Origin of the sequence: Tolypothrix bouteillei VB521301 (genome assembly GCF_000760695.4) — a bacterium.
GTDB classification, from domain to species: Bacteria; Cyanobacteriota; Cyanobacteriia; order Cyanobacteriales; family Nostocaceae; genus Scytonema; species Scytonema bouteillei_A.
Map to the genome: position 1 here is coordinate 721068 of NZ_JHEG04000001.1, position 13405 is coordinate 734472.

9 protein-coding genes are annotated in these 13405 nt (G+C 41.5%); 4 read left to right on the top strand and 5 right to left on the bottom strand.

The window, feature by feature from the left end; genetic code table 11:
* Positions 1-25: 25 nt before the first annotated feature.
* Complete coding sequence (locus HC643_RS02715) at positions 26-1171, bottom strand: glycosyltransferase family 4 protein (protein WP_038076384.1); 1146 nt, start codon at positions 1169-1171, stop codon at positions 26-28.
* Between the two features lie 251 nt (positions 1172-1422).
* Positions 1423-2592, bottom strand: coding sequence for a glycosyltransferase family 4 protein (locus tag HC643_RS02720; protein WP_038076380.1), 1170 nt, complete (start codon positions 2590-2592; stop codon positions 1423-1425).
* A 910-nt stretch (positions 2593-3502) separates the two neighbouring features.
* On the opposite strand from HC643_RS02720, the gene HC643_RS02725 reads away from it, so the two are divergent.
* The 4 genes from HC643_RS02725 to HC643_RS02740 all read left to right on the top strand — a co-directional run bounded on the left by HC643_RS02725 (position 3503) and on the right by HC643_RS02740 (position 9437).
* The gene (locus HC643_RS02725) at positions 3503-5692 is read left to right on the top strand and encodes an NHL repeat-containing protein (protein ID WP_038076378.1); all 2190 of its coding nucleotides are present in this window, start codon (positions 3503-3505) and stop codon (positions 5690-5692) included.
* A 306-nt stretch (positions 5693-5998) separates the two neighbouring features.
* Positions 5999-6784 (top strand): PIG-L deacetylase family protein, encoded by a 786-nt coding sequence (locus HC643_RS02730; RefSeq protein ID WP_038076375.1) that lies wholly within the window; start codon positions 5999-6001, stop codon positions 6782-6784.
* Between the two features lie 113 nt (positions 6785-6897).
* Positions 6898-8001 carry a glycosyltransferase family 4 protein gene (locus tag HC643_RS02735; protein ID WP_038076373.1) on the top strand — a complete coding sequence of 368 codons (1104 nt, stop codon included), beginning with the start codon at positions 6898-6900 and terminating at the stop codon, positions 7999-8001.
* 347 nt (positions 8002-8348) lie between these two features.
* Positions 8349-9437 (top strand): glycosyltransferase family 4 protein, encoded by a 1089-nt coding sequence (locus HC643_RS02740; protein ID WP_038076413.1) that lies wholly within the window; start codon positions 8349-8351, stop codon positions 9435-9437.
* Between the two features lie 93 nt (positions 9438-9530).
* Here HC643_RS02740 and HC643_RS02745 read toward each other — a convergent pair whose 3' ends face one another.
* The 3 genes from HC643_RS02745 to HC643_RS02755 form a co-directional block, all read right to left on the bottom strand.
* Positions 9531-11027: a glucose-6-phosphate isomerase gene (locus HC643_RS02745; protein WP_038076370.1), complete on the bottom strand. Its 1497-nt coding sequence runs from the start codon at positions 11025-11027 to the stop codon at positions 9531-9533.
* A 120-nt stretch (positions 11028-11147) separates the two neighbouring features.
* A complete protein-coding gene (locus HC643_RS02750; protein WP_038076368.1) occupies positions 11148-12122 on the bottom strand; it encodes a glycosyltransferase family 2 protein in 975 nt (324 codons plus the stop codon).
* 100 nt (positions 12123-12222) lie between these two features.
* Entirely contained in the window at positions 12223-13257 is a 1035-nt protein-coding gene (locus tag HC643_RS02755) for a glycosyltransferase family 2 protein (RefSeq protein ID WP_167844610.1), read from the bottom strand.
* Positions 13258-13405: the final 148 nt, after the last annotated feature.

Genomic DNA, 13405 nt, shown 5'->3' on the forward strand with positions numbered 1-13405 from the left:
ATGGCTAATGGCTAATAGCTAATGGCTAATGGCTAATGGTAGTGTTAAGAAGTTGAGCAATTTGGTGATTGATAACTGTGACATTAAAACGCTGACTTGCAGTGTCTCTGGCATTGTTAGCGATAGTCACGGTTTTCTCTTTCTCTTGAAAACAATTCGTAATGACTCTTGCTAGTTCTTGAGTATCTCCTGGCGTTACTAAAAAACCATTGATACCGTGTTCTACTAACTCAATCGCACCTCCAGCTTTTGCTGCAATGACCGGTTTTCCACAAAGCATAGCTTCTACAATAACTCTCCCAAAAGGTTCTGCAGCAGTTGAGGTGTGAGCAACAACATTGCAAGCTGTCATTAATAGGGGAATTTCCGAACGAAATCCTAAAAATTTTACTCTGTTCTCCAGTCCTAGTGTTTTCACTTTTTGGTGCAAATTCTGGACGTATTCTTGTTCGCCAAACAAAGCATCACCCACTAAAATAACTGTCACTTGTTGGGGACATTTTGCCAGTGCTTCTATTAATATATGCTGTCCTTTCCAAGGTGCAAGACGGCTAAAATGTCCGACAATAAATTGACCATCAAGTTCTAGTTCTTGTTTGAGTTGCTGAATCTCGGATTCTTGAACTTTAAAGCTTGCTGGGTCAAAACCATTGTAGACAACTTTTGTTATTTTTGCATTTCCCCCTGCTTCTATAAAAGCAGCTTTACTTGCTTCAGAATTGGCAATGACTAATGAAGCAAAACGATTGGCTAGAGTAACGGCAATGCGACGGTTTATTTGACTAAAATGCTCTGGTGAAAGAATATCATGTAAGTGATAGACAAGGGGGCGTTGGCTGAAAAAACTGGCTAATGCACCAACCACTAATGCTTTTTGCGTGTTGGCGTAGATGACATCAAATTGCCTTGCTCTCTGTACAACTTTAGTAATTAAGGGTATGAGTTGGCTCAAGCTACCCAATCCTTGTACCAAGCTACTTTCTTTACGGACTTGTATTTGTTGGGTTGTCAGAACTTCGACGGGAATTTGATTTTTTTCTAGTAAATTTCTAAAAGAACCATCAGCAAATAACCCTACCAAAGATTTATCTTTATAGGGTTTAGCAATGTCTATCAAGCATAGTTCTGCTCCGCCCGGTTTGCCACTTTGGTCGAGGAAGAGAATTTTCATATTAAGTGTAGAATATTTGAATAAATTTGATTGTAGGGTTTTTGATAGCTGCTATAGCAATCCTAAATCATTTGTCAAAAAATTGGATTGCTAATAGCTAATAGCTATTAGCTAATGGTCAAAAAGTTATTAGCCCCTCACCTCGTTCCCAGGTTCTGCCTCTGCTCGATACTGCTACGCAAGGCGGAGGCTCCATTCCCAGGTAGGGGCTGGGAACGATAAGAAGTAAGGATCTAAGGGGATCTAGCTCATCAAGCAAGCAACACACTGCGGACATCTAGGGCTATTTTATGCCAGTCGAAATTGGCAACGGCATACTGGCGACAAGCTTCTCGTGAAGGCGCTTGCACTTTTCCTAAAAGGGCGTGTTCTAATTTTTCTGCAATAGCTGAAGTTTCTGGAGAACTTGTAATTAAGTCTGGTGAAAATGGTTCTATAATTTCGGGCATTCCTCCAATAGGGGTCACAACTACTGGTGTTCCACAAGCTAAAGACTCTACAACGGCTAGTCCAAAACCTTCAAAAGACTGACTTGGCATTACGCTGAAATCGGCAGCTTGGTATGCTACTGGTAAGTCTGGATCGGGTAAGTAACCAAGAAATCGGACGCGATCGTGAAGACCTAATTCATCAGCTTGTCGTTGTAGGGTCTCTTGAAGCGGACCGCGACCTGCTATTGCCAACCAAACATCTGGAATTCTTGGCTGAATTTCTGCTAGAGCTAGTAATAATTTATCCAGTCCTACTCGATTTACCAGGCGGCGAGATGTGAATAGAATTGGACGATCTACAGGCCACCCCAATTTATTACGAGCCTCTTGTTTTGATAGATTTGGTTGGAAACGCGCAACATCAACCCCACCGGGAATGATGTGAATTTTATGCCATGGAATTTTATACTGTTGGTGTAAAATATTGCCAAATGCTTTACTGAGAACAATAAAGCGATCGCAGTGATTGTAGGTTCTTTGTTCTACAAAATACGCTTTTAGAAAAACACTTAGATTTTGCTCGGTGACTTCTTCTTTACTTTCGTATGCCCAAGGACCGTGAAAGTTAAAGGTAATCGGTACTTCTTTTGGCAGGAGATCCAGAATTGGAACGCTGTATAGCGCGAAATGTAAATTAATGGCGTCTGGTTTAGCACATCTTGTTTTCTTAAATGTATTGCGAATCGACAAAAATCGCTTCCAGATTGGCATTTCTGGAGATGCCAAGTTAGTCAATTTTACTGGCGAATTTGGTTCGTTTTCTGGTAGACCAACTCCGCATAATTCAACTTGGTCTTGATTTGCTGCTAGCTCATGAGTGAGGTCGTAGATATATCGTTCGAGTCCGCCTGGTGTTTTGGGAAACCAGCCTACTCCTACACAGAGAATAGACGCAGATGTTGAAGCAGCATTTCTTTTGTTACCTTCCACTTACCTTTCTCCAAGTACTGGTTGTGCGAGTGTCTACTTATCTTTATTTTTTCGCCTTTGTCTGGAATTCAGCATACTTCGTTGATGCTGACAGTAAATTTATTCTTCATTTCCGTACAGAATCAGAAAATTTTATGTCATTCTGCCGGGAGATTTTACTGCTTATCATCTATCTTCAGGATAGTTTAATTTTATTTGATAAAATGTGCAAATTAGCTTTGACTGAGTTGTTCTTGTTTATACAAAAATATTTTGAATCAATTGCATAAAGTTTGTAAATCTTACAATACAAATTTTAATGGCTGTTAATTTATAGCAATCCTATTTAAGATCTGAACAAGAGGGACAAGGGAGACAAGGAAGAGGTGTTTGTAACTCAGTTAGGACTGCTATATAACATAAGCCATCTTTGAATTAATTTTTTTATCTAGTTGGGCAAAAAATAGTTTGAGTATTATTTAATACTTCCCCGTAATTGTCCAATAGATTAAATAAAATCATTGAATTTTTACATCCCATAAAATTATTTGAGTATTTAAAATGACCTAATAAATAATAATGTAGGATAAACTTCAGGCAATGAATTAAAATCTATTTAAAAAATATGTTTTTTTGATAAAGTTTTGGTAAATATTAATGATGGAAATTCTACTCTCAGTATAACTAGGATAATTTTTAATGTGAGGTATGGCAAATTAATAAGACTTATGGGTTCAATTGATGGTTTCAAGAAGGGGAGTTTTTATTGTAGAAAAATAAGACGAAATAGTAAGGGGTTAAATTTTAATCATGTATAAAAGGGATACTCAGTATATGAAGGCGAACAGCAGGTAGACAATTTAGCTGTAGAGAAACTATACAGATGTAAGTGTGTAGCGATATTGACTAATAATATTGAACCAAAATATATATGTTTAACCGTTACAAACAAAGTTTATCTCAACGCAAGCACTTTCTACAGAGGAAGTACTATAGGTTTGCACTAGCTCTAATTGTTGGTGCGATCGCAGCCACTTTTATAACAACATACTTTGTTCCCAAAATTACACCTGCTGCCAATGCTTACACAACGTCTTGGATAGCAAATTCGTTTGGTGGAGCAAAAAAGTGGGTGCAAATTCAAATCAGTGGAATGTACGTTGCTGCTGATGGTACAGTTTATACTAACAGTCACTGGGATGAAGCTGGTCGAGAAGTAGGAATATATAAAAATGGTGATGTCATTGGTTTAGCTGATGATTTACACGGATGGGAAAGACTTGGTGGAGTTGCTGTCACGGCTGATAAAAATTACCTTTACGTCGCTATGTCCCAGCGTCTGAGTGGGAGTCCGGGAGAGGATTACCCACCCAAGGGAACAACTTGGTACTGTGTAAGACGCTACAACAAGACGACCGGAAAAACCGCTCCGTTTTCAGGTGGTCGTGGCTGGGATAAAAGTATGGCGATCGTCAGCACCAAAAGCCAAGTTACGGGATTGGCAAACGCGGGTTCGGAGTTGTATGTAAGCGACTCGGGAGGGAACAAAATTCGAGTCTACGATACAAACACAATGAAGGAACTCCGCAGTTTTTCTGTTTCCAACCCAGGTCCGCTCGCTGTTGATAGCAAAGGCAGTCTCTGGATTCTTCCAAAGGAAGAAAGCGCTGCTTCTGGTAAGATTCTCCATTATTCAAAACAAGGAAAGCAATTGCCAAGTAGCATCGCAGATGTTGCCAAGCCGAGTGCGATCGCAGCTGATAATCAAGGCAAGCTATTGATAGCGGATAATGGACCTCGCCAACAAGTACTGATCTACAACATAACGGGAGCCAAGCCAGTACAAGTAGGAACATTAGGTACAAAAGGTGGGATTTATGCAGGTGTTCCCGGTGCTGTAGGGGATTTAAAGTTTGGTGGTATTGCTGGAGTCGGTGCAGATGCCAAAGGTAATCTTTACGTTGCTACTGATGGTTTTAAACGTTCCGGCGCACAATTAAAACAATTTTCTCCATCCGGAAAACTACAATGGCGGTTAATGGGTTTGTCATTTATAGATAATGCTGATGGAGATCCCGCCACAGACGCTGTAGATGTTTACACAAAAGACGAACACTTCGTCATGGATTACAGCAAACCTCCAGGGAAACAGTGGACTTATAAAGGTTTCACCATCAATTCCTTTAAGTATCCTCAAGATCCGCGTTTGAATACCGCACCCGACGCCCCCTTCTTCCGCCGTATCAAGGGCAAGCCGTATTTGTTCCTCACGGATATGTACGGTGTCTTTCTTCAAATCTATCGTTTTCAGAAAGACACAGATGGGGAAATTGCTATTCCATCGTCCATGTTTGTTGGCACTTACGAAGGTAAACAGGCCATTCAAGGAACTTGGCCACCCAATCAACCAAAATCAGGCGAATGGATCTGGCGGGATAAAAATGGTAATGGAGCCTTTGATACTGGTGAATACGATAACAGCCTAGATCATCCGTATATTGGCGGATGGTGGGTAGATAGCAAAGGTGATGTGTGGAAAACTCTGCGAACGCAGGATGGTGTTGGCATTCGGCATTATCCTTTACAGGGAATAGATAACAAGGGCAACCCCGTCTATACTTATAAGTCCATGGAAAAGCAGAAGACTCCCAGCTTCTTTACCGATTTACGCCGAATAGAGTATTTTCCCGAAACGGACACTATGTATTTAACGGGTTATACCAAAGAAAACCCTGCCATTAATGGTGATTATGCAAAATTAGTGGGATCGGAAATTGCCCGCTTTGATAATTGGAGTAAGGGTAATACCAAACCTCGTTGGCGGATTGTTTTTCCAGTCGATAAAACTGCCCCTCCTGAAGTGCTAACTCCTTCAGCAGTCGATGTTGCAAAGGATTATGTTTTTGCCGTCAGCGTCAAAAAGGCAGAAGTCTACGTTTACAACGCGAAAACGGGGGTGCTTGTTAAAACATTACAACCCGGTCCTGAAGTTGGGAGTGAAAGTGGTTGGGTGGATATCCCTTATGGAGTCCGGGCTTTCCGCCGTTCCAACGGACAATACTTAGTGTTTGTTGAGGAAGATCACAAAGGAAAAGTCATTATGTACCAAATGGGAGGGTAAACGAAATTTTCTAATTTGCCAGTGTAGAAAAATGCAAGCACCATAAAAAGCGGGTTACTCTGAAGTGACCCGCTTTTTTGTGAAAAACACCCCTTAAAACCTGGGGAATAGTACTTGTCAATTAATTTTTCAGTTCACACTGTCCAATATCTTAGTAAAAGTACAAATTGTTGCGTAGATAACAGAGATTACAATAAATTTATATTTTTTTAGTCAAAAGTGAACATATTTTGAATAATAAAAAGCACAAATTAAAGGATAATACTGAAAGTGTGTTTTTTAAATCTTCGTAGGTTCCGAAAATACATGAGTATAAAAGAAATTCTGAAACGAATACAAAAACAAGTGCCAAACACTTGGCTTTACCCGATACAAGATGTTCATTCTAGCCTAATTTTTTGGTGGCTTTTACGTCGTGGCAGTCAACCGGAAACCTTTAGCGAAAAATCTGCTTTGGTGTTTTCACCCCACCAAGATGATGAAACCTTTGGCTGCGGTGGTACGATCGCTTGGAAAAGGGAACGTGGAATACCTGTTGCAGTGGTCTTTTTGACAGATGGACAGGGTGGACAGAGTTCCGATTCACCCTTAGGGCGCGAAATTGTTCAAATTCGCAAGCAGGAAGCCTTAAAAGCTTTAGATATTTTAGGAGTAGAAGCATCAAGGATTCACTTTTTAGATAAACCTGATGGAGCTTTACCAGACTTACAACCCGAACAACGAAATGAGACAATTGAGCAAATAGTTCAACTGATAAAGCTTTACAATCCAGAGGAAATTTATGTTCCTCATAGAAAAGACTGTCATAAAGATCATGAAGCTACCTATACACTAGTAAAGGAAGCCATAGGCAACGCAGGTGTCAAAGTAGATCTATTGCAGTATCCTATTTGGATATTTTGGCGAGCTCCTATTTTTCTCATGCTGAAATTGCAGGATATGGCAAATGCACGCCGCCTTTCAATTACTTCTGTTCAAAATAAAAAAAGTCAAGCAATTGCCTCTTACTGCTCGCAGCTAGGAGGTTTACCAGGTGGATTTGTAAAGCGGTTCTCAAGTCATTATGAAATCTTTTTCAAAGTCATCCAGTAGGTAAATGTTTTATGAGGATTCACTTAGAGAGCCGGTTGCCTTTGTATATACTAATTACACACACACATACAACTAAATAAACATAGTCAGCGACCGCTGTGGAGATAATATAAATGCGTATACTACATCTTACAAATCACGTAGAGAAAATTGGGAACGGGATCGTTAATGTGGCGGTAGATCTTGCCTGTCAGCAAGCAAAGTTAGGTCATGATGTGGCGGTCGCATCTGCAGGAGGAGAATTTGAAACGCTCCTACACAGTTATGGCATTACCCATTTTCATCTAGACCAATCAAGAACGCCCATCAAGCTTTTAAAAGCAGCGTGGAATTATTTAGACATTGTGCAAAAGTTTCAACCGGATATCGTCCACGCCCATATGATGACGGGGGTTGTATTGGCTTCTGTTTTAAGAAACTCATCATACCGCTTGGTTTCTACAGTACACAATGAGTTTCAGCGGAGTGCAATATTTATGGGATTGGCTGACCGCGTCATTGCTGTCAGTCATGCAGTTGCTAAATCAATGGAACGACGGGGTATACCACAGAGCAAATTGAGCGTTGTTGCCAATGGAACATTAGGTAGCCCCCGCCATCGGAGCATCAAGGAATACCAGCCCCTACCCCTACACCGTCCCGCAATTACGACTGTTGCAGGGATGTATCAACGCAAGGGAATTGGTGAGTTAATTGATGCTTTTGTAGAAATTGCCGATAAATTTCCCAATGCCCATCTTTATCTGGTGGGAGATGGTCCCGACCGCAAGATGTTTGAGGAAAAGGTGAAAGGGACAAAATTGACAAATCGCATTCACTTTGAAGGTTTTCAGACAGAGCCTCAAAAGTATATGCTGGCGTCTGATATTTTTGTCCTAGCTTCATACAACGAGTCCTTTGGCTTGGTTTTGACAGAAGCACGGGAAGCGGGATGTGCGATCGTGGCTAGTGATGTAGATGGTATTCCTGAAACATTAGACAATCGACAAGCAGGTATTTTAATACCACCTAAAGATAGTCATGCTTTAGCAGACGCTATAACAAAACTATTGAGCGATTCTACTGAACTGCGTAAGTGGCAATCTGTCGCCCGACAAAATTTAGAACGATTTAGCAGTGTACGGGTTAATGAAGAAACTCTAGCTATTTACCAAGAATTATTAAAGGAGCCTTGTAAAACTGGACACGAGCCTTGTAAAACTTCAGTGGTTTTGTAGCGAATTTACAATGAAGGTAGAAGTAAGAAAAGCCCGAGGTAGAAAGCTCAAAAGTTTGGAAAACAGGGTTTTGAATAATTTCTTATAGCGCCTCTTGTTTAGTCATACTGTATTAGGAATCCTGTATCATTTATAAAAAACTTTTAGTAGTGTAGGTAGGTTTTCTGCTCTACCAAACCCCTACCACCCGCTCTCTGCCCCGGACGTTTTCTTCTTATTAAAAAATATTAGGATTCTTAAAAGATTCTTTGAAGTTTTTTTTTCATACGCAAAATTTGGCAAATCTATCCGGAGAAACCTAACTTCTTTTGATTGATGTTATATGTTTTAAGGAAGAGCCGAATTCAATGCGTGTTCTGCACATTTTAAACCACGTCCAAGAAATCGGTAATGGAATTGTCAATGTGGCGGTAGATTTAGCTTGCTTGCAAGCTAAAAATGGTCATGAAGTAGGTGTTGCTTCTGTAGGTGGAGAGTACGAGACACTGCTCGCAAGTTATGGTGTCAAACACTTCAAATTGGATCAAACAAGAACGCTCATCAATCTTCTGAATGCAGCTTTGCGTTACCGAGAAATTGTTAAAGCGTTTGAGCCGGATATTGTCCATACCCATATGATGACTGGGGTTGTACTGGCAAGATTGTTAAAGGCTTCATCTAGCTATGGTTTAGTCTCTACAGTACACAATGAATTTCAGCGCAGTTCAACACTCATGGGTTTTGCAGACCGCGTCATTGCAGTCAGCCATGCCGTTTCTGAGTCAATGGCACAGCGCGGTATTGCCCGACAGAAACTGAGGGTTGTGTCTAATGGGACTCTGGGAAGTGTCCGTGGTCGAAGGCTTCAAGAGTACTTACCAATGCAACTGCATAAACCAGCAATTGCAACTGTTGCAGGAATGTATCAGCGCAAAGGGATTTTTGAGTTAATTGATGCTTTTGCTCAAATTGCTTGTGATTTTCCAGATGCCCATCTCTACTTAGTAGGCAATGGTCCCGACCGTCCTATCTTTGAAGAGCAAGCCAAGAACAGCCCTTTTAAAGACAGAATCCATTTTGAGGGCTTTCAAGCAGAACCACAACCCTATATGTTAGGTTGTGATATTTTTGTGTTGGCTTCTCACCGAGACCCATCTCCACTTGTCATTCCAGAAGCCCGTGAAGCCGGTTGCGCGATCGTCGCTACACGTGTAGACGGAATACCCGAAGCATTAGATGATGGTCAAGCGGGGATATTAGTTCCACCAGCTGACAGTGGTGCTTTAGCATCTGCTTTAAAGCAATTGCTCAGTTCTCCCGATCTACTGCAGACATGGAAATACAAAGCGCAACAAAACTTGGAAAGATTAAGCGTGTTGCGCGTTCATGAAGAGACTATGGCAGTATATGGGGAACTAACGACAAACCATAATGTTTGGTCAGCTGTAAGTGGCTAGTGGTTATACCAATTCTCGCGCATTTATAAGAGATCGATCCAACTCAGGTTAGGGTTAGTAGGGGCGCGGTGGTCCTGCGTCCCTACCAACCATTTAACCCTGAGGAAAGTTATTGATATCTGGGTTTATGTTTTGGTAGTACTGAAGGTATGCTTGTTGAAAATTATTCGCTTGTTGTTGGTGTTGATAATACTTATGACCAGCCATAACAATGGCAACAAAGCCCCACAGCAACATCCCAGAAAAGGCTAGCATTGCACTACCTCCAGGTAGCGCTACAAAACAACCAAGGGCGACAGCACGGGCTGCTGCCATAAAAGCATCAAAACGATACTCAGTATATTGAAATACCTTGAGAAAAAGCAGGATCATTGACCCTAGGTAAAGGATCGCTCCAAACCAGCCTATGGTAAAAAATGTTTCTAGAATTCCGCTATCAATAACAAGTGGTAGTAGTTTGCCGTCTTTGTCAACAATAAACGTATTTCCGATACCATTGCCCAGATAGTTTGTTATAGCCCTGTTAAGACCATCTTCATAGATCTTTTTTCGGACATTTGCACTATCGTCTTTATCAAGCTCTGTTAATGTTTGCAAACGAGAATTGATTGCGTCGGCGAATGGTTCCATAGTGGTTAAGGGAACAACACAAAGTGTCATTACCAAAATCGTTACCATAAGACGCATTTGTAGTTTTGGCTTGATAGCAGTAATCATACTGAGCAGCCCGACTAACCAGCATCCCCATAAAGTCCGTACCAATGCTAGTAGGAAGGAGAGGTAGCCAAAGGCTGCGGTCGGAATAACGATTGGCCCAGTGCAATTAAATAAAAGTAACAACCCTGCCATCATCATGACGGCAAAAGGACCTGGGGATGCCATCGTACTCCAAAGCCGGATTTTTAATGGTTCTGGATCTCCAAAACTAGTAATTTTTGTACCGAGTAGCCAAAATCTATCCCACTCTGGTGCAATTAGGTATTGTATGACTCCATAAACTCCTGCGACCAACACGCCCCACAAGAAGGCACTTTGTATGCTTTTGCGGTACTCAGGATAATTTCGCCAGTTGGCAATGAAATAAAAGGCGAAGGAGATAGGAACCAGCCAATCCAAAAGGGAACGGGTTGCGGTGACTGGTGAAGTTTTAATTAATCCTATAAGATAACCATAAACTACGCCTAGGAAGGCAAGAATAAATGGTAACCCTCCCTGTCGGGCAAATTTGGGTAAGTCCTTGAAGGAATACATGGTGATGAAGCTCACCAAATATTGGGAGACTAGTATCAATCTAGACTCATCAAAGCTGCCACTGTAATAATCAATTAAGCGAGAAACGAAGGGCGTGATAAACCACATCCATAAAGTGAACCCAACGTAGAGGGCAGGATATCGAAAATACAGGAGAAGAGCAACAGCGAAAGATATGACTATGTATCCCGGACGCATAATACTGGCAGCACGCACTGCAATACCCGCAGCCGTAAAAAGTATTAGCGCTCCAATGGCTATCCAAGCGTACAGGGGTGGTGCTTGTGGAATATTATTTGCTACAGGGTATGGATTTGAGATCGGCTGCCTTTGAAACACTGCGCCACTCCAAGGTGAAAGTATCTAAATAGTTTTTAGGTAGGTCGTCAAGCTGCTGTGCGGAAATTCGTAATTTGTAACCAAGAATTTATTAATCACAAACTACGAATTACGAATTATTTACTCACTGGTTACTGTTAATAATGTCTTAGTTGATGCTTGGTTTTGGGTAGCTTGCCAAGTTAGCCAGCCTTGCCAGCGTCCCCGAACTGATGCCAACCACTTTTGCCTAGCAAAGCTTCCTTCACTCGGTAAAAATCGCAGCAATTGTATTAAACCTAAAGCTTCTTGGGTTCCTATTAACATAGCCCACAATATAAATGCTATGCGTCTAATTAAGGGTAAATGTTCCAATAATACTACGGTTTCATTGTGTACTGAATTGATCACTGCAGTTTCATTAAGTCTGTCCCGCTTGTCCTCGTCAAAACGTTGTGCGGGGAAGTGATCGACTGCAATTTCTGGATCGTAAATAATTTTCCAACCCGCTCGTTTCACTGCCAAGCATAGTGACATTTCAAAATGAACTTGAGCACCCGTACCTCTCATGCGTTCGTCAAAACCAATGGAAGCGATCGCCTGTCGGCGAAAACTCATGTTCACACCTTTGAGAAGATCGACTTCGCGGGCTTTCCCTACGCCAATGTGGTGTTTGCCGATTGCTCGTCCCCACCATTGAACGATACCTACAACTTCACTTGTACCATCATCGAGCAATTTGTTTTGCCAGTACACCCAATCTCTTCCACCCACGCCGCCAACGAGATGGTCTGACAGATAGTATTTTTCCATCCGTTCCAACCAATCGCTGTGAGGTGCTGCATCATCATCGGTAACTGTAACGATATCTCCTTTTGCTTCTTTTAGAGCAGCGTTCAGGGCGGCTACGACTCCCGGTACTGTAACTGTTACAGTTCTTAATTTTAAAGGTTCGGGGTTGTATTCTTTAATAAATGCCCAACTGTCGGTGTCTGTGTCGCGCACCACCACTAGCACTTCATCTGCCAGACGGTTTTGTCTTTTGAGTGCTTCCAAACAACGACTGAGGTCTTTTGGGCGACGGTAAGTCGGAACAATGGCAGTGATGGTAATCATGAGTTGCTGCTTAAATGATTGAGTCAGTTTATACTGATGTGTTAACAGTAACCAGTACCGGGCAGTTACTAGCGATCGCTAGTAACTGCTAACAGATAACTTAACTTACTGTGTTGAGTGTTGAACGAGCTTTAAGCTTGCTTAACCAATCTTTTACTATGCCTTTTAACTTAAGCTCTGTATGGAGCTGCCATTCAAAGAAAGGAGCCAGTCCAAAAGATAGGGCGAAAAGACGCAGCCGCAACGATGGTGAATCTCCCAATTGTTTTAGAAGAGTGACCAGTTCTGCTCGTTCCTTTCTATCAAAAATAGGCAAAAAACAATAAGCAGAGTGCAAAAGTGCCATCTTGCGTCTCTGCTTGTCTAGTACTTTTGTATCCCAACCCCGACGTTGAAAAGCGGGTAAGAAACTTTCGTTGAAAATCCGAACGTATCCCTTTAATTGCAAATGCTTGCGTTTGGATCTTGTTTTTTTAACGTCAGTCCATACTCGATAGCAAGCCAGTACATCATCTGAATAGACATTACCATAGCCAGCATCTGCTATTCTTACGGATAGATCGTAATCTTCCACGAATTCAGGACGGTTTTCATAGTACCTAAGTTCCCTTAATGCATTTGCTCTAAACATGACGATATTGGCTGCTACTCTATAGCCAGACACTGCTGCCATAAGGGCTTCATCTGCATCTTGAAACTCGTGATTTCTAGAAACTCGGCTCGTGGAACGGTTATTTCCATACTCGTCAATTTCTTGAATAGCCGTATGAGCGTAACCTGCTTGTGGATACTTTTGTAGTAGCGCAACTAATTTTTCAACATAATTGGGAAATATGACATCATCTGAGTCCAAGCGCACGATGAAGTCAGTTTTTGGCTGGCTCATTAACCAAGTGTTATTGCCAGCAATTCCCAGATTTTTTGGTTGGCGGTAATAGTGAACCTGGGAAAACTGCAGGCAGAGCTGTTCCATAACTTGAGGAGTTTCGTCAGTGCTACCATCGTCAGCAACCCAAACTTCGACATTTGGATATGTTTGACTGCAAGCACTACGCACGGACTGAATTAAATATTGAGCTTGATTGTATGTGGGAATACAAATAGCAACGGAGGGAAAATCTGCCATTGAAGTCATCTTAAGTCAGAGCATATAAGACAGAGCAATTTGTAGTTAAGGATAAGAGCCTGATTTGACTCGCAAAGCAAAGACTCCCATCCTTACTATAAAACAGTCTTATTATGCTTAATTCCGAAGAGGATCTGCAACCTACTTTTTTTTCGTT